Below are 17,016 nucleotides of genomic sequence, written 5' to 3'. Positions count from 1 at the left end.
GGTATTTACGGTTAGGGCCGGGGGTCCGCAAGAGGTTTTTTCCAGCAGCCGTCATCTTTTTTTCAAAAACTTGGATGTTCGTTTATTTTCAATGCGTTACCCCTGCAGTTTTTTCGCTAACATGTGGGTCCCGCCTGGGGGCGTTCGCTCTCGTTTCCGTGAGAAAACCCCAGATATTGGGTTATCCACCGGGTTATCCCCAAGAGGGCGCAGAATCCCCCGGGAATCTTCCCTTGGGTCACCCGATTCAGCGGGGTGGAATCGACCGATTCAGCCGGAATCGCCGGGCGACTCGCGGAATCGGGCGAGTCGCCCGGAATCGAAAACGCCCGCGGAATGCGCGGGCGGTCTCGGTGACTCGGTCATGTCAGCGGCGGCGTCTCTTCAGCCAGTCGGGCAGCCGGAGGGCCAGTAGCCCCAGGATGGCCGCCATGTATATGTAGGGCTCCAGCTGGAATCCCTTCACCAGCATGATGAAGTGAAGTGCCCCCAGGATCGCGGCCGCATAGACCATCTGGTGAAGCTTGCGCCAACCCGGCCCCAGCTTGCGCACCGACCAGTTGTTCGAAGTGGCCGCAAGCGGGATCAGAAGAAGGAAGGCCGCGAAGCCGACCGTCACGTAGGGCCGCTTGGCGATGTCCGCGAGGATCTGCGACACGATCTGAACATCCAGCACCAGCCAGATCAGGAAATGGAAGAGAACGTAGAAGAAGGCGAGCAGCCCGATCGCCCTGCGGAACTTGATCAGGTTGATGCCGAGATACCTGCGCGCCGGCGTGACGCAGAGGCTCGCGATGATCAGCCAGAGGGCCCACTCGCCCATCTGGTGCTCCATCGCCTTGACCGGATCGACCCCGAGCCCTCCGGTCAGCCCGGCCACGAACAACCAGACCGGCGGGATCGCCCCCACTATATAGAGGGGCCAGGACGGGATCCGGCGAAGCGTCTGGTTCACGGGCTGCGCCAGCCGGTCCTTCAGGCTCATCGTTGCAGTGCCGTCATGTGTCATTCCCCTGCCCTCAGAAATTCTTCTGGAGGTCCATGCCGGCATAGAGGTCGGCGACCTCTTCTCCGTAGCCGTTGAACATCTCGGTCTCGCGGCGGGACCCGAACAGGCCGGCGCCGATCACGCGCTCGGTCGCCTGGGACCAGCGGGGGTGATCCACTTGGGGGTTCACGTTGGAATAGAATCCGTACTCGCGCGGGTTGGCGTCGTTCCACGAGGTAAAGGGCATCTCTTCCTGCAGGGTGATGCGGACGATGCTCTTGATCCCCTTGAAGCCGTATTTCCACGGCACCACCAGGCGCAGCGGCGCGCCGTTCTGGTTGGGAAGGTCCTTGCCGTAGATCCCGGTGGCCAGGAGTGTCAGCGGATGCATGGCCTCGTCCAGGCGCAGGCCCTCGCGGTAGGGCCAGTCCAGAACCGGATAGCGCAGGCCCGGCATCTCCTCGGGTCGCGTCACGGTCTCGAAGGCCACGAAGCGGGCACCGGACTGCACGCCCACCCGGTCGAGCAGGCTGGCGAGGGTAAAGCCGTTCCACGGGATGACCATCGACCAGGCCTCGACGCAGCGCAGGCGATAGATCCGCTCCTCGATCTGGGCGTTGGCGAGGATGTCCTCGAACTGATAGTCGCCCGGCCGGTCGACCATACCGTCGATCTTCACCGACCAGGGCTCGGTGGTGAGGGCATGGGCGTGTTCGGCCGGGTCGGTCTTCCCGGTCCCGAACTCGTAGTAGTTGTTGTAGTTGGTGATGTCCTCGAGCGGGTTCGGCTCGAGCCCCTCGGGCGCGGCAAACGCCGGCCCCGCGATCGATCCCAGCCCCAGCCCGGCGGCCCCGGCCATGATCTGCCGTCGGTTCAGGTAGGCCTGTTCGGGCGTGACGTCATGATCCTTGAATGTGCTCTTCCAGATGCGGGGCATGGGGAACTCCGTTTGCTGCCTACCTCTCTCACTACGAAGTAGGGCCGCAAAAAGTTACACCAAACGCCGCGATCTCACCGGAATGGGACCGGCTGTAACATTTGTTCTAGAGGCGGGCCTTGTCGACGTCGCCCGCATCATGGCTGGGCCGCAGCTTTGACAGCAGGACGGATTCGCCGCTGGCCTGCACCACCCGGACATGGTGGCGGCGCATCTTGCGCGGCTCGTTCACTCCGACCGAGTGGGCGATGGTCTCGACCTCCTTGACGATCTGCTTGGCATAGTTCGCGACGCGGAGGTACTTCTGCTCGACCACCAGGCCACGCTGCAGATGCCTCTGATGCGTGGTGACTCCGGTCGGGCAGGTGTTCCTGTGGCACTTCAGCGCCTGGATGCAGCCCAGCGAGAACATGAAGCCGCGTGCGGTGGTGACGAAATCCGCCCCGGCGCAGATGGCCCATGCCACGTCCGAGGGATTCACCAGCTTGCCGCTGGCGATGATGCGGATGCGGTCGTGCAGGCCGAACCGGTCGCGCATGTCCGTGATCCTCAGCAGCGCCTCGCGCAGGGGCATGCCGACCAGATCCATCAGCGGCATCGGCGCGGCGCCCGTGCCGCCCTCGCCCCCGTCGATGGTGATGAAGTCCGGCGCATGGATCGCCCCGCGTTCGAGGATCTGGCGGAACAGCCCTTCGTAGGAATCCGAAGACCCCAGCACCGTCTTGAACCCGACCGGCTTGCCGGTCACGCGGCGGATATGCGCGATCTGGTCCAGCAGGTCGCCAAAGCTGCGGATGTCGGGATGGCGGTTCGGCGACAGGCTGTCCTGGCCCACGGGGATGCCGCGGATCGAGGCGATCTCGGGGGTGATCTTCTCGCCGGGAAGGATGCCGCCCTTGCCGGGCTTGGCCCCCTGCGCCAGCTTGAGCTCGAACATCTTGACCTCGGGTTTCTCGGCGATGGCGCGCAGCCGGTCATCGTCGAGCTTGCCGATCTCGTCGCGCACGCCGTACTTGGCCGTCCCGATCTGGAAGACGATGTCGCAGCCGCCCATCAGGTGATAGGGCGACAGGCCGCCCTCGCCGGTGTTCAGCCAGATCCCCGCCTTGGCCGCTCCGCGGCTCAGAGCCTCGACCGCGGGCCGCGAGATGGCGCCGTAGGACATGCCCGAGATGTTGAAGATCGACGGCGCCTCGTAGGGCTGCCTGCTGTAGGGGCCGATCACCAGCGGGCGGGTCGTCGCGAACTGGTCGTCGAGCGGCGGAAAGGCGGAGTTGACGAAGATCGACGTGCCCGGGACCGACAGGTTGCGGGTGGAGCCGAAGGCGACCATGTTCCCCTGCCCCAGCGAGGAATGGTGGACCCATTCACGCTGCGCGCGGTTGAAGGGCATCTCCTCGCGGTCCATGGCGAAAAAGTACTGGCGGAAGAATTCGCCCAAGGTGGAAAAGAGATAGCGGAAACGACCGATGACCGGATAGTTCCGCCGGATCGCGTCATGCGTCTGCCACCGATCTGTCACGAACAGGCCGATCACGACCAGGATCCCCGTCCCGATCGCGACGACGAAAATCAGGGCCAGGTATTCCAGCGCCGTCCAGACGAAATCCATCCCGCATTCCCTTGCTGCAATGCCTCGCACGGCATCGTGCGACCTCACCGGCAATGTGGCTGGATAGAGCAGACGCGGCAAGGCGATCCTGCGCGAACCGCCTACGCCAGCGCCCGCAGGATCATCGGCCGCCCGGTTCGCTACGGTGTCAGCCGACGACGCGCATGACCGGAGAGGCTCAGAGCCCCTTGGTCAGGTCGTCGATCGCGGCCAGCCCTTTGAGCAGTCGCGGCAGGTCCGCGATCGGCACCATGTTCGGCCCGTCCGAGGGTGCGTTGTCTGGGTCGTCATGCGTCTCGATGAAGACCGCCGCCGTTCCCACGGCCATGGCGGCCCGCGCCAGCGGCTCGACGAATTCCCTCTGTCCGCCGGTCGATCCGCCCAGTCCGCCGGGCAGCTGCACGGAATGCGTCGCGTCGAACACGACCGGACAGCCCGTCTGCGCCATGATCGGCAGCGAGCGGAAGTCCGACACGAGCATGTTGTACCCGAAGGAGGCGCCGCGCTCGCAGAGCATGATGTTCTCGTTCCCGGTCGAGGCGATCTTGTCGACCACGTTCTGCATGTCCCACGGAGCGAGGAACTGCCCCTTCTTGACGTTCAGCGCCTTGCCGGTCTCGCCCGCCGCCAGAAGCAGGTCGGTCTGGCGGGACAGGAAGGCGGGGATCTGCAGGATGTCCACCACCTCGGCCGCCACGGCGCACTGGCCCGGTTCATGCACGTCGGTCAGCACGGGGCAGCCGAATTCCTTCGCGATGTCCCCGAGGATCCTGAGACCCTTCTCCATTCCCAGCCCGCGCTTGCCCGAGAGCGACGACCGGTTCGCCTTGTCATAGCTCGCCTTGAAGACCCAGGGCCGGCCGGCGGCCTCGGCCGCGGCGGCGATCTTTTCCGCCAGCATGCGGGAATGCTCCAGGCTCTCCATCTGGCAGGGGCCCGCGATCAGCATGTAGGGATGCGCGTTCGATACCTCGAAATCGCCGATCTTCACCGTCTTCATGCGATACCCTCCTTCTTCAGGACGCTCTCGATCCGCTCGACGTCCACGGGGTTGTTGAGTTCCCAGAACACCCGTCCCCGGCCCTCGACCGGCACGCAGGCCACGTCCCAGCCGTTTTCGAGAAACCTTAGCTGCTCCAGCCCCTCGGCCTGTTCCAGCGGCCCCTCGGGCCAGCCGGCATAGGCGCGCAGTGCGCCGGGGCGATAGGCGTAACAGCCGACATGGTGCCAGACCTTCGGCGGGGTCTCCAGCGAGCCGACGTAGGGCAGCACTTCCTTGGAGAAATAGATGGCCGTACCATCCGCCCGCATCACCGCCGTGGTGCCGCCGACGCGCCCTTCTTTCCGGTCGGTGACGAAATTGGCCAGGGTGTCGGCTTCCGTCGGCAGCACGGGCGTCGCCATCTGCGCCCCGGGGTTGGCCCTCATGTGCGCGACGAGGTCAGCGACGAACCATGCCGGTGTCAGCGGCGCGTCGCCCTGGAGGTTCACCACAATTTCCGGCTCGTCCGGAAGCTTCGCCACGCCTTCGGCGCAGCGTTCGGTGCCGTTGCGGGCCTCGGACGAGGTCATGATCACCTCGGCCCCGAAGGCCTCCGACGCCGCGCGGATGCGGTCGTCGTCGGTCAGGACATAGACGGCGTCGATCCCCTCGACCGCCTTCGCGGCCTCCCAGCTGCGGCGGATCAGGCTCTTCTTCTCGCCGGTCGCACCGGTCAGCTCGACCAGCGGCTTGCCCGGATAGCGGGTCGAGGCATAGCGGGCGGGGATGAAGACGACGGCCGTCATTTCACGCCGACGCGCAGGGCATCGTGGATATGGACCAGCCCTTCCAGGCTGCCCTCGTCATCCACGGCGAAGAGCGCCGAGATCTTGTTGTCGTTCATGATGCCGAGCGCCTCGACCAGCAGGATATCGGCCGAGATCGTGCGCGGACGGCCAGTCGCCACCGCGCCGGCCTTGCGCTCCAGCAGCCCCTCGAGGTTGCGCCGCAGGTCGCCGTCGGTGATGACGCCCGTCAGCCGGCCCGCCTCGGTCACGGCGACGACACCGAACCCCTTGGCCGACATCTCGAGCAGCGTGTCGCCCATTCCGGTCTCCGGCCGGACCACGGGCAGCGCATCGCCCTGGTGCATCACGGCGCGCACGGTCAGCAACTGCGCCCCAAGGGTGCCGCCGGGGTGGAAGGTATGGAAATCGGTGCTGTCGAATCCGCGCGCCTCCATCAGCGCCACCGCCAGCGCATCGCCGAGCGCCATGGTCATTGTGGTCGAGGTCGTGGGCGCCATGCCGATCGAGCAGGCTTCGGGCGCGTCCGACAACAAGAGCACGTGGTCGGCCTGCTTCGCCAGCGCGCTGCCGGCCCGTTTGGTGATCCCGATCAGCGGAATGTCGAAGCGGCGGGTGTGGGCGATGATGTCGGCCAGCTCCTTCGTCTCGCCCGAATTCGAGATCAGGATCGTCGCATCGGCGCGGGTGATCATGCCGAGATCGCCATGGCTGGCCTCGCCCGGGTGGACAAACTGCGCCGGCGTCCCGGTCGAGGCGAAGGTCGCTGCAATCTTGGCCGCGACATGACCCGACTTGCCCATGCCCGAGATGACGACCCGCCCCTGAACCGGAAGGAGGGCGGCCACGACGGAATCGAATTCCGCCGTCAGTTCATCGGCCAGCTGCGCGAGCGCGGCGCTTTCCGATCTCAGAACGGCGCGGGCCGTCTCGATCGCCGGCGCTGAGTTTCGGGAGGTCACGGTATCCTGCATGGGGCGGACATACAGGCCTTCCCATGCCCTGTCCAACAGAGAGTTTCGGGGGCGTCGCCGGCGGCTCGGCCTGCCCGCTTGGTGCCACGTCGGGTGCCGCGGTGCCCGCGGGGTCGGCACGGGCGGCCCAAGCCGAGCAGGAGCACAGGCCGGCACAACCCCAAGGCGAATTTGCGCGTCAGGCGGGGCAAACCAACGAACCGCCAGCGCCATTGGTTCCAAATCGTCAAAAATCCCGTTTTTCCGCGCGAATTGAAGGTTTTTTTGAAACCAGCTGCCGCCCCAGTTCGTGAGTCACGCATAGGCAATACAGCCTACGACCTGATCACAGGGAGACCATTATGAACTTGATTAAGACCCTTAAAGGCAAATTGCTGGTCGCTTCGGCACTGGCCTTGACCGCAGGGGCCGCACACGCAGGCCACCTGAGCTATTACGAGGTGACACTCGGCGAATTGAACGAATCCGGGGTCAGCGGCTCGGGCAACTTCGTTTACGACGACAACGCGAAGACGCTCGAAGTCAACTTGCAGGCCACCGGCCTGTTCGAATTCGCTCCTCACGCGCAGCACATCCACGGCATCCCCGACGGCGACTCGGTCTCGCCGCCCGTCAACGACGATGACAACGACGGGTTCGCCGATATCGACGATGACCAGGACCGCTACATCGAACTGGCCGAAGCCGCCATGTTCTACGGCCCCGTCATGGTGCCGCTGACCAACGCGGACGGCAGCCTGGTGGAAACGCCCGGCGGCGTGCTGGACTATTCGCGGACCTTCGACCTGACCGATCCGTCGGTCTACGGCGGTTCATTCGACATCGACGACCTGATGCCGGACGAGCTCGACAAGCGCGAGATCGTCATTCACGGCAACTACATCTCGGGCACCGCACTGGAAGTCCCGGGCGAGGGAACCGAAGGCGAAATTGACGGCACCATCGGCTACAAGGCCTTCCTGCCGGTCGCCACCGGCGAGATCGTCAAGGCCGACGCGCCGAACATGCCGGCGGTTCCGCTGCCCGCATCGCTGCCGCTGCTTGCGGTCGGCTTCGGGGCACTGGGCTTCATGTCGCGCAAGCGCAAGAGCTGAACCCTGCGGCCCGCTGCACCGTTTCCCGCCGGTCCTGTTTCCCCCGGACCGGGCGTGCAGCCCCGCAAGTTCCCAGGCGACCAGGTCCCGAGCCACGCATCGACGCCGCCGCGTTTCCCGGCGGGGCGTCGATCGCAGGGACCACATGATTGCAGAAAAAGGCCCCGCCGGTTTCCGGCGGGGCCTCGTGTTTCAGTGCACGACCGCGTCGTCCGGCTTGCCGCGGTCGCTGGTGCCGATCCGGTCGCCCAGGATCAGCCCGTCGGAGCCGGCCGTGACGGGCACCGTATCGCCGTCCTTGACCTCTCCGGCCAGAAGCGCCTCCGCCAGCGGGTCCTGCACCGCCTTCTGGATTACGCGCTTGAGCGGACGCGCCCCGAAGACGGGATCATAGCCTTCGTCGGCCAGCCACTTCTTGGCCGCCTCGTCCAGTTCCAGCCGGATGTTCCGGCCCGCCAGCCGCTTGAGCAGCCGCGCCATCTGGATGTCGACGATCCCCGCCATGTCGCCCCGGGCCAGCCGGTCGAAGACGATGATCTCGTCCAGACGGTTGAGGAACTCGGGCCGGAAATGGGCCTTGACCGCATCCATCACGTCGCGCTTGGCCGCGCCGGCATCCGCCCCCTCGGGCAGCTGGCTCAACGCCTGCGCCCCGAGGTTCGAGGTCAGCACGATCAGCGTCTGCTTGAAGTCCACGGTGCGGCCCTGCCCATCGGTCAGCACGCCGTCATCGAGAACCTGCAGCAGCACGTTGAAGACATCCGGATGCGCCTTTTCCACCTCGTCGAACAGAACGACCTGGTAGGGCCGGCGCCGCACCGCCTCGGTCAGCACGCCCCCTTCGTCGTAACCGACATAGCCCGGAGGGGCGCCGATCAGACGGGCGACCGAGTGCTTCTCCATGAACTCGCTCATGTCGATGCGGACCATCGCGCTGTCGTCGTCGAACAGGAACTCGGCCACCGCCTTGGTCAGCTCGGTCTTGCCGACACCGGTCGGTCCGAGGAAGAGGAACGAGCCCAAGGGCCGGTTCTCGTCGTTCAGCCCGGCGCGCGCCCGGCGCACGGCATTGGCCACGGCGCGGACGGCGGTCTGCTGGCCGATGACACGCCGGTGCAGCCCGTCCTCCATGCGCAGCAGCTTTTCCCGTTCGCCCTCGAGCATCTTGGTCGTGGGAATCCCGGTCCAGCGCTCGACCACCTGGGCGATCTGCTCCGGACGGACGGCTTCCTCGACCATGACGCCTTCGGCTTCCTGCTGTTCGGCCTCGCCCAGCTGCTTCTCGAGCTGCGGGATGATGCCATAGGATAGCTCGCCCGCGCGCGCGAGGTCGCCGTTGCGCTTGGCGATCTCGAGATCGGCGCGGGCGCGGTCCAGCTGTTCCTTCAGCTCGCGCGCCTCTCCCAGCTTGTCGCGTTCGGCCTGCCACTTGGCGGTCATCTCGGCCGATTTCTCCTGCAACTCGGCCAGGGCCTTCTCCTGCCGGGCAAGCCGCTCCTTCGACGCCTCGTCATCCTCGAGCTTCAGCGCCTCGACCTCGATCTGCATCTGCAGGATGTTCCGGTCGAGTTGGTCGAGCTCTTCGGGTTTCGAGTCGACTTCCATCCGCAGGCGCGACGCGGCCTCGTCGACAAGGTCGATGGCCTTGTCGGGCAGGAAGCGGTCGGTGATGTAGCGGTTCGACAGGGTCGACGCCGCCACCAGCGCAGAGTCGCTGATCCGCACACCGTGGTGCAGTTCGTACTTCTCCTTGATGCCGCGCAGGATCGAAATCGTGTCCTCGACCGTCGGTTCCTCGACCATCACCGGCTGGAAGCGGCGGGCAAGCGCCGCGTCCTTCTCGACATACTTGCGGTATTCATCGAGCGTGGTCGCGCCGATACAGTGCAGCTCTCCGCGCGCCAGCGCCGGCTTGATCAGGTTGGCGGCATCCATCGCGCCGTCGGTCTTCCCGGCTCCGACAAGCGTGTGCATCTCGTCGATGAAGAGGATGATCTCGCCGGCGGCGCTCTCGATCTCCTTCAGGATGGCCTTCAGACGCTCTTCGAATTCGCCGCGATACTTCGCACCGGCAATGAGCGCGCCCATGTCCAGCGCCAGAAGCTTCTTGTTGCGCAGGCTTTCCGGCACGTCGCCATTGATGATGCGGAGGGCCATGCCCTCGGCGATCGCCGTCTTGCCGACGCCCGGCTCACCGATCAGGACGGGATTGTTCTTCGTCCGGCGCGACAGCACCTGCATCGAGCGGCGGATCTCGTCGTCGCGCCCGATGATCGGGTCGATCTTGCCTTCCTCGGCAGCCTTCGTCAGGTCGCGGGCGTATTTCTCCAGCGCCTCGAAGGTATCCTCGGCATTGGCGCTGTCCGCCGTCCGCCCCTTGCGCACGTCGTTGATCGCCTCGTTCAGCTTCTGGGCCGAGACGCCGCCCGCCTCCAGCGCCTGCTTGGCGGCACTCTTGACCAGCGCCAGGGCGGTCAGCAGCCGTTCGACCGGCACGAAGCTGTCCTTCGCCTTGTCCGCGACCTTCTCGGCCTCGGAAATGACGCGCACGGTGGCGTTGTCCATGTAGACCTGGTCGCCGCCGCCGGTCACGACGGGGATCTTCGCCAGTGCGGCGTCGTTCGCCTGGGTCACGGCCCGGGCGTTTCCGCCGGCCTTGGCGACCAGGTTGGCTGCCAGACCCTCGGGGTCGTCCAGCAGCGATTTCAGAATGTGTTCGGGGGCCAGGCGCTGATGGTTTTCGCGAATCGCGATCGTCTGGGCGGCCTGAATGAACCCGCGCGACCGCTCCGTGAACTTGCTCAAGTCCATGGGTCTTCTCCTTTTTTCAAGCGTTCCCTCTCTGGCGGCACCCTCACGAGGCATGCCGCCGCGGAACCTCTCCCCAGAGATGGGAAGCCCTTTCGGCGGGTTCAAGCCGATGTGAACGCAATTCGGGAACTTATCGTCCGATGGGACAGTTTTCCAGGCGAGGAACCCCCACGGCGGGGTATCGCAGCAGGCAGGAGGGTCCCATGCAGACCACCCGTATCCAGAACATCACCTACAACCCGGCGTCCCGGGCGTTCGAGGCCCGCGTCGCCATACACGAAGGCGGCGAAGTGTTCACCTATCCCTGTTCGCTCCGCGCGCCCATCGACATGGACACGACCCTCGCGGCGCGCCGGCTGGTCGAACTCGCCCGGCGGCGCCATGTCCGGGCTTCGCATCCGACCCGCGCACGCCGCCCCGAGAACATCATCGCCGCGCATGTCCCCACGGATGTAAGCACGGCGACGGACGCGCTGTGGCAACGCATGTTGGGCCACGCCGCCTGACCGACATACCCGAGATCGCCGCCCGACCTTCCCCCGGGCGGTGAGCGCCCGTCAATTACCGGCGGGTCCCGAGACCGGAGGCGCCGGACCATTCCCCCCGATGTGGTGCCGGTGGCCTCCGGTTCTCCTCTTGACGCAGCAAGCCACGGCAGGGACAAGGCGGCAGGAAAATCGCCGGAGCTCCTGCCCATGACAGCCCTGTCCGACCGCCTGATCGTCGCCCTGGATGTGCCGGACGCCGTCTCGGGCCTCAAGCTCGCGGGCGATATCGGCGATGCGGTCTCCTTCTACAAGATCGGGCTCGGCATGCTCACCGGGGGCGGCCTGGCGCTGGCCAACGAACTCAAGCAGGAGCACGGCAAGCGCATCTTTCTCGACATGAAGCTCTTCGACATCGGCGCGACGGTGGAGGCGGCGGTGCGCGGACTGGCGCAGTTCGACCTCGATTTCCTGACGGTTCACGGCGATCCGCACGTGGTGCGCGCGGCGCGTGAGGGGGCCGCGGGATCGGCCATGAAGATCCTCGCCGTGACGGTGCTGACCTCGCTCGACCGCGGCGATCTCGACGACGGGATGATGGTCGCCGGCTCGCCCCGTGACCTCGTGATCGAACGCGCCTCCCGCGCCTTCGAGGCCGGGGCCGACGGCGTCATCTGCTCTCCGCAGGAGGCGGCGGCGGTGCGGGCGCTGGCGAATTCCGTGGGCCGGCTGATCGTCACGCCGGGCGTCCGTCCGGCGGGGGCCGACCGCGGCGACCAGAAACGTACCGCGACCCCGGCCAGGGCCATCGGCGATGGCGCGGATCACATCGTGGTCGGCCGTCCGGTCTGGAAAGCCGGCAATCCGCGCCACGCAGCGCAGGCGATCCAAGACGAAATCCGCGCGATCTGACGGGGCGCGGGGGGCCAGTCCAACCGTTGATTGCAGTACCCCCTACGCGAGATAGGGCCGCCAGTCGCGAGATCGCTCCCTTATCCAATAAAAGGGCAAATAACGGAGGTGGAAGGGGGCCCAGCTTTGCGGTTGTTTGCAGCGCCCCAATGCGGACCGGTGCCGTGCATTGCACCGTCAAACCATCGCCCCGAAGGTTGCCCCGGTTCGAAACGTGGCAGGGGGCCCCGCTTTGCCGTTGTTTGCAGCGCCCCAATGCGGACCGGTGCCGAGCATTGCACCGTCAAACCATCGCCCCGAAGGTTGCCCCGGTTCGGAACGTGGCAAGGGGCGCTGCCCCCTCTCGAGCCTGCGGCTCAATTCACCCCCGGAGTGTTTCCGGCAAGATGAAGCAGGGCGCGGTCCCGCAACTTCATCTTGCCCGAAATACTCTCGCCGGCAGGCGAAACCCGCATCCGAGGCGCCACGCGGTTTTCTTGACAGGACCGGCCCGACGCCCTAAACGCCCCGCAATACCCGGAGTCTCTCTTGATTCCGGTCCCCGCCTGCGTTGCGGGGATCGCCACCAGTCAGCGCGTCGCGCCCACTGGTGCAATCGTCGTTTGGACGTCGCTCGGCGCCCTGCGCTTGAGAACCGGGCTGCCGCCGACCACATCGGGGGCATGTCAGCAACAGGCCGAAGGAGGGCCGGGGCATGTTTGAAAATCTGTCAGAACGCCTCTCCGGTGTCTTCGACCGCCTGACCAAGCAGGGCGCGCTCAGCGACGAGGACGTCAAGACCGCGCTGCGCGAAGTGCGTGTGGCCCTGCTCGAGGCCGACGTGTCGCTGCCGGTGGCGCGGGATTTCGTGAAGGCCGTGCAGGACAAGGCGACCGGCCAGGCGGTGACCAGGTCGATCACCCCGGGCCAGCAGGTCGTGAAGATCGTGCATGACGAACTGGTGCACGTGCTGGCCGGCGATCCGGAGGCCGATCCCGGCAAGCTCAAGATCGACAACCCGCCCGCCCCGATCCTGATGGTCGGGCTTCAGGGCTCGGGCAAGACGACCACCACCGCCAAGCTTGCCAAGCGGCTGAAGGAGAAGGAGGGCAAGCGCGTCCTCATGGCCTCGCTCGACGTGAACCGGCCGGCGGCGATGGAGCAGCTGCAGATCCTCGGCACCCAGATCGGCGTCGACACCCTGCCCATCGTCAAGGGCGAGGATCCGGTGCAGATCGCGAAGCGGGCCAAGACCCAGGCCTCGATGGGCGGCTATGACGTCTACATGCTCGATACCGCGGGCCGGCTGCATATCGACCAGGAGCTGATCGCCCAGGCGGCGGCGGTGCGCGACGTGGCCAACCCGCGCGAGACGCTGCTGGTGGTCGACGGGCTGACAGGCCAGGACGCGGTGAACGTCGCCACCGAGTTCGACGACAAGATCGGCGTCTCGGGCGTGGTGCTGACCCGGATGGACGGCGACGGGCGCGGCGGCGCGGCACTGTCCATGCGGGCGATCACCGGCAAGCCGATCAAGTTCGTCGGCCTGGGCGAGAAGATGGACGCCATCGAGACCTTCGAGCCCGAGCGGATCGCTGGCCGCATCCTCGGCATGGGCGACATCGTGGCGCTCGTGGAGAAGGCTCAGGCCACCATCGAGGCCGAGCAGGCCGAGAAGATGATGAAGCGGTTCCAGAAGGGCCGGTTCAACATGAACGACCTGCGCATGCAGCTGGAGCAGATGCTCAAGATGGGCGGCATGGAGGGCATCATGGGCATGATGCCGGGCATGGGCAAACTGGCCGCCCAGGCGAAAGACTCGGGCTTCGAGGACAAGGTCATCAAGCAGCAGATCGCGATGATCCAGTCGATGACCAAGGTCGAACGCGCGAACCCCCAGATCCTGCAGGCCAGCCGCAAGAAGCGGATCGCGGCCGGCTCGGGCATGGAGGTCGCCGATCTCAACAAGCTGCTCAAGATGCACCGGCAGATGTCGGACATGATGAAGAAGATGGGCAAGGGCGGCATGCTGAAACAGGCCATGAAGGGCATGTTCGGCAAGGGCGGCGACGTGCCCGTGGGGTTCGATCCGTCCAAGATGGACAGCCGCGCCATCGAACAGGCCGCCAAGCAGATGCAATCGGGCCAGATGGGCAAGATGCCCGGCCTGCCCGGTATGGGCGGCGGCGGGCTGCCCCCGGGGCTGAGCGGCTTCGGCAAGAAGAAATGATCGTCGCGGCGCCCCCCTTCCCGGTCATCGAGACCGCGCGGCTGCGTCTGGTTTCCCCCGCGGGACCGGATTTCGACGCCGTGGAGACCTTTCTGATGCCGGGCGCGCCGAAGTTCCTCGATCATCATCCCGACGAAGAGGCGACCTGGTGGTCCATCGCCACCATCATCGGCCACTGGCACCTGCGGGGCTATGGGCTCTTCGCCGTGCTCGACAAGGCGACCGGAGAGGCCTACGGGCTCGTCGGGCCGTGGTTTCCCAAGGGCTGGCCCGAGCCGGAGCTTTCCTGGAACCTGATCGAAGGGGCCGAGGGGCGGGGCATTGCCTCCGAGGCGGCGCGGGGCGTTCTCGACTGGCTCTTCACCGACCGCAAATGGCCCTCCGTCATCTCGCTGGTCGATCCGGGCAACGCGGCCTCGACCGATCTGGTCGAAAAGCTCGGGGCGCGGGCCGAAGGCACCTTCTGCCACGAACTGGCCGGCGAGTTCCGGGTCTGGCGCCACGTGCCCCGCACCGCCGCGGGCAAGAAACTGATCGAGGGTTGGGCATGACAATTCCGACGCTGACCACCGACCGGCTGACGCTGCGCGCCCCGGAAGAGCGGGATTTCGACGTCTTCGCAGGGTTCTACGCCTCGGAGCGCTCGGCCTTCGTCGGCGGCCCGCTGGACCGCGACCGCGCCTGGCGGCAGCTCGCCACCGAGACGGGGCATTGGGCCCTGCGCGGCTACGGCCGGTGGAGCGTCGAGGAAACCGCGACCGGCGCCCTGGCCGGCATGGTGGGGCTCTGGGATCCCGAGGGCTGGCCCGAAGCCGAGATCGGCTGGGATCTCTACGAGGGATTCGAGGGCCGTGGCTATGCCACCGAGGCCGCCGAGGCCGCCCGCGCCTATGCCTACGACGTGCTCGGATGGAGCACGGCGATCTCGCTCGTCGCCCCGGGCAACACCGCCTCCGCCGCCGTGGCCACCCGCCTGGGCGCGGTCAAGGAAGGCGCGATCGACCACCCCCGGCTCGGCCATCTGCACGTCTACCGGCACCCCGGACCGGACGCGCTGGCCGACGGCCGGCAGGAGGGCCGGGCATGACGCTGACACGCGATCTTCCCGCCTTCACCGTCCCGGTCCCCCGGCTCGAGACCGAACGGCTGATCCTGCGCGGCCCCGAGGGGCGCGACTTTCCCGTCGTCGAGGAATTCGCCCGGGATGCCGAGCGCACCCGCTACATCGGCGGCGCGCAGACAACCGATTTCGAGGTATGGAACGGGTTCTGCCGGTCCATCGGTCACTGGATCTGGCACGGCTACGGGTTCTGGACGCTCGAGGAAAAGGCGACCGGCGCGGCCGTCGGACGGGTCGGGATCATCAACCACCTCGGCTGGCCCGAGCCAGAACTCGGCTGGCACGCCTTCGCCGCCGGCGAGGGGCGCGGCCTGGTGCACGAGGCGGCGCTGACGATCCGCGCCTACGCGGCCGGCGCACTGGGGCTCGACCGGATCATCAGCCAGATCCATCCCGACAACGCCCGCTCCCGCGCGCTGGCCGAACGGCTCGGCGCCACGGTCGAGCGCGAGACCGAACTGCTGGGCGATCCCTGCCTGATCTACCGCCACCCCGCCGTCCGCGAGGTGGCGGCATGAGCGCCCGGACACGGTTCACTCTACCAATCGGAGCGGCCCACCCGCCAACAAGGAGGAGGTCCGCCGCCGTGGATCGCTGCCCCGCACGGGGCCAAGAAAACAAAACACCCAGCAAGAGGAAAGACAAAAAATGAGCGGCAAATTTCCCGAGATCACGACCGAACGCCTGTACATGCACGTCGGCCGGATCGAGGATCTCGATGAACTCGACGCCTATTTCACCACCGAAGAGTCCCGCTACGTCGGCGGGCCGCGGTCGCGCTCGGCCACGTTCGACGCGCTCTGCGCAGGGGTCGGTCACTGGTACCTGCGCGGGTTCGGAATGTGGATCCTCAACAGCCGCGACGACGGCACGCAGGTCGGCATCGCCGGCTTTTCGCAGCCCGACGGCTGGCCCGAACCCGAACTGACCTGGGTGGTCTACGACCAGTTTTCGGGTCAGGGCATCGCGACCGAAGCCGTCGCGGCCTGCCGCCGCGCCGCTGCAAGGCACCTCGGGATCAAGACCCCGATCAGCCTGCTGCGGCCGGAACATCTGCCGCTGATCAAGATGGTCGAACGCATGGGCGCCTCGCGGGTGGCCGACATGGACCTGCCCGAGATCGGGCCGATCCCGGCCTGGCGCTTCCCGGAACCGGAAACGAACGGCAATGCCTGACAGGTCGATCCCGGTCATCGAGACGGAACGTCTGGTCCTGCGCGGACCCGAGCCGGAGGATTATCCGAAATTCCGGCATACGTTCAGCTCGTACCGGTCGCGGTTCATGGGCGGGCCGCTCAATGCCTATGAGGCCTGGATGCTCTACGCGGCCGAGATCGGGCACTGGCAGATCCGCGGCTACGGCATGTGGATGATCCACGACCGCGAGACCGAAGCGACGCTCGGCATGGCCGGGGGCTGGAAGCCCGCGCAATGGCCCGAGGCCGAGATCGCCTGGATCATCTGGCCGGAAACCGCCGGGCGTGGCTACGCGCTCGAGGCGACGCATGCCGCGCGCAACCACTTCTACACCCGGCTGGGCTGGGAAGGGGCGGTCAGCTATCTCGACCCCAAGAACCTCGATTCCGTCCGACTGGCCGAACGGCTCGGTGCGCAGAAGGATGCCGAGGCGCCGACGGTGGACGGCAATGACGTCTGCTATCGTCACCCTTCCCCGGCGCAACTGCGGAACAGCCAGATCTCCGACGGGATCGAGCTGGAGATCCGCTCCTACTACGATCCGCTCTTCACGCCGAAAGGATACGCCATTGACTGATACGAAGGACGATGTCGTCGCCCGTGCGGCAGAGCTTCTGAAGGGCCATCGCGCCAGCATCGACCGGCTGGACGCGATCCTCGTCTACACGCTCGGGGAACGGTTCAAGCACACCCAGGCGGTGGGGCGGCTCAAGGCCGAACACGACCTGCCGCCCTCCGATCCCGCGCGCGAGGCCGCGCAGATCGAGCGGCTCGAAAATCTCGCGATCCAGGCCGATCTCGACCCGGAATTCGCGAAGAAATTCCTGAACTTCATCATTCAGGAGGTGATCCGGCATCACCGGCAACACCAATCGTAGGTGGGGTTTTA

General features: G+C 66.5%; 17 protein-coding genes. 10 read left to right on the top strand and 7 right to left on the bottom strand.

What is annotated here, in order from left to right; all coding sequences use genetic code 11:
- Positions 1–367: 367 nt before the first annotated feature.
- The 6 genes from msrQ to OB2597_RS17100 all read right to left on the bottom strand — a co-directional run bounded on the left by msrQ (position 368) and on the right by OB2597_RS17100 (position 6,299).
- A complete protein-coding gene (gene msrQ, locus OB2597_RS17125) occupies positions 368–985 on the bottom strand; it encodes a protein-methionine-sulfoxide reductase heme-binding subunit MsrQ (protein WP_009806873.1) in 618 nt (205 codons plus the stop codon).
- 34 nt (positions 986–1,019) lie between these two features.
- Entirely contained in the window at positions 1,020–1,925 is a 906-nt protein-coding gene (gene msrP, locus OB2597_RS17120; RefSeq protein ID WP_009806872.1) for a protein-methionine-sulfoxide reductase catalytic subunit MsrP, read from the bottom strand.
- Positions 1,926–2,031: 106 nt separating this feature from the next.
- Positions 2,032–3,537 carry an FMN-binding glutamate synthase family protein gene (locus OB2597_RS17115; RefSeq protein ID WP_009806871.1) on the bottom strand — a complete coding sequence of 502 codons (1,506 nt, stop codon included), beginning with the start codon at positions 3,535–3,537 and terminating at the stop codon, positions 2,032–2,034.
- A gap of 178 nt (positions 3,538–3,715) precedes the next feature.
- On the bottom strand, positions 3,716–4,537 hold the full coding sequence (gene kdsA / locus OB2597_RS17110) for a 3-deoxy-8-phosphooctulonate synthase (RefSeq protein WP_009806870.1): 822 nt from the start codon (positions 4,535–4,537) through the stop codon (positions 3,716–3,718).
- Positions 4,534–5,325 (bottom strand): 3-deoxy-manno-octulosonate cytidylyltransferase, encoded by a 792-nt coding sequence (locus tag OB2597_RS17105; protein ID WP_009806869.1) that lies wholly within the window; start codon positions 5,323–5,325, stop codon positions 4,534–4,536. Before OB2597_RS17105 ends, kdsA begins: the two co-directional genes overlap by 4 nt.
- Positions 5,322–6,299: a KpsF/GutQ family sugar-phosphate isomerase gene (locus OB2597_RS17100; RefSeq protein WP_009806868.1), complete on the bottom strand. Its 978-nt coding sequence runs from the start codon at positions 6,297–6,299 to the stop codon at positions 5,322–5,324. Before OB2597_RS17100 ends, OB2597_RS17105 begins: the two co-directional genes overlap by 4 nt.
- Positions 6,300–6,640: 341 nt before the next feature.
- Between OB2597_RS17100 and OB2597_RS21060 the strand changes: the two genes are divergently transcribed.
- Positions 6,641–7,393 carry a VPLPA-CTERM sorting domain-containing protein gene (locus OB2597_RS21060; RefSeq protein WP_084658863.1) on the top strand — a complete coding sequence of 251 codons (753 nt, stop codon included), beginning with the start codon at positions 6,641–6,643 and terminating at the stop codon, positions 7,391–7,393.
- Positions 7,394–7,585: 192 nt separating this feature from the next.
- On the opposite strand, the gene clpB is transcribed toward OB2597_RS21060, so the two are convergent.
- Positions 7,586–10,204 carry an ATP-dependent chaperone ClpB gene (gene clpB / locus OB2597_RS17090; protein ID WP_009806866.1) on the bottom strand — a complete coding sequence of 873 codons (2,619 nt, stop codon included), beginning with the start codon at positions 10,202–10,204 and terminating at the stop codon, positions 7,586–7,588.
- Positions 10,205–10,407: 203 nt separating this feature from the next.
- Between clpB and OB2597_RS21055 the strand changes: the two genes are divergently transcribed.
- The 9 genes from OB2597_RS21055 to OB2597_RS17045 all read left to right on the top strand — a co-directional run bounded on the left by OB2597_RS21055 (position 10,408) and on the right by OB2597_RS17045 (position 17,005).
- Positions 10,408–10,710, top strand: a complete 303-nt coding sequence (locus OB2597_RS21055; RefSeq protein WP_009806865.1) for a hypothetical protein — start codon at positions 10,408–10,410, stop codon at positions 10,708–10,710.
- 189 nt (positions 10,711–10,899) lie between these two features.
- Complete coding sequence (pyrF, locus tag OB2597_RS17080) at positions 10,900–11,601, top strand: orotidine-5'-phosphate decarboxylase (protein ID WP_009806864.1); 702 nt, start codon at positions 10,900–10,902, stop codon at positions 11,599–11,601.
- Positions 11,602–12,295: 694 nt separating this feature from the next.
- Positions 12,296–13,810, top strand: a complete 1,515-nt coding sequence (gene ffh, locus OB2597_RS17075; protein ID WP_009806863.1) for a signal recognition particle protein — start codon at positions 12,296–12,298, stop codon at positions 13,808–13,810.
- Entirely contained in the window at positions 13,807–14,361 is a 555-nt protein-coding gene (locus OB2597_RS17070; protein WP_009806862.1) for a GNAT family N-acetyltransferase, read from the top strand. The genes ffh and OB2597_RS17070 overlap by 4 nt, the downstream gene beginning before the upstream one ends.
- The gene (locus OB2597_RS17065; RefSeq protein WP_009806861.1) at positions 14,358–14,897 is read left to right on the top strand and encodes a GNAT family N-acetyltransferase; all 540 of its coding nucleotides are present in this window, start codon (positions 14,358–14,360) and stop codon (positions 14,895–14,897) included. Before OB2597_RS17070 ends, OB2597_RS17065 begins: the two co-directional genes overlap by 4 nt.
- Positions 14,894–15,448 (top strand): GNAT family N-acetyltransferase, encoded by a 555-nt coding sequence (locus OB2597_RS17060; protein WP_009806860.1) that lies wholly within the window; start codon positions 14,894–14,896, stop codon positions 15,446–15,448. The genes OB2597_RS17065 and OB2597_RS17060 overlap by 4 nt, the downstream gene beginning before the upstream one ends.
- A gap of 130 nt (positions 15,449–15,578) precedes the next feature.
- Positions 15,579–16,106: a GNAT family N-acetyltransferase gene (locus OB2597_RS17055; protein ID WP_009806859.1), complete on the top strand. Its 528-nt coding sequence runs from the start codon at positions 15,579–15,581 to the stop codon at positions 16,104–16,106.
- Positions 16,099–16,704, top strand: a complete 606-nt coding sequence (locus OB2597_RS17050; protein ID WP_009806858.1) for a GNAT family N-acetyltransferase — start codon at positions 16,099–16,101, stop codon at positions 16,702–16,704. The genes OB2597_RS17055 and OB2597_RS17050 overlap by 8 nt, the downstream gene beginning before the upstream one ends.
- A complete protein-coding gene (locus OB2597_RS17045; protein ID WP_009806857.1) occupies positions 16,697–17,005 on the top strand; it encodes a chorismate mutase in 309 nt (102 codons plus the stop codon). Before OB2597_RS17050 ends, OB2597_RS17045 begins: the two co-directional genes overlap by 8 nt.
- The last annotated feature ends 11 nt before the right edge of the window (positions 17,006–17,016 follow it).

The sequence above is a fragment of the Pseudooceanicola batsensis HTCC2597 genome (genome assembly GCF_000152725.1).
GTDB classification, from domain to species: domain Bacteria; phylum Pseudomonadota; class Alphaproteobacteria; order Rhodobacterales; family Rhodobacteraceae; genus Pseudooceanicola; species Pseudooceanicola batsensis.
Note: the sequence above shows the minus strand (reverse complement) of the source record. Positions and strands in the feature narration are given on the sequence as shown.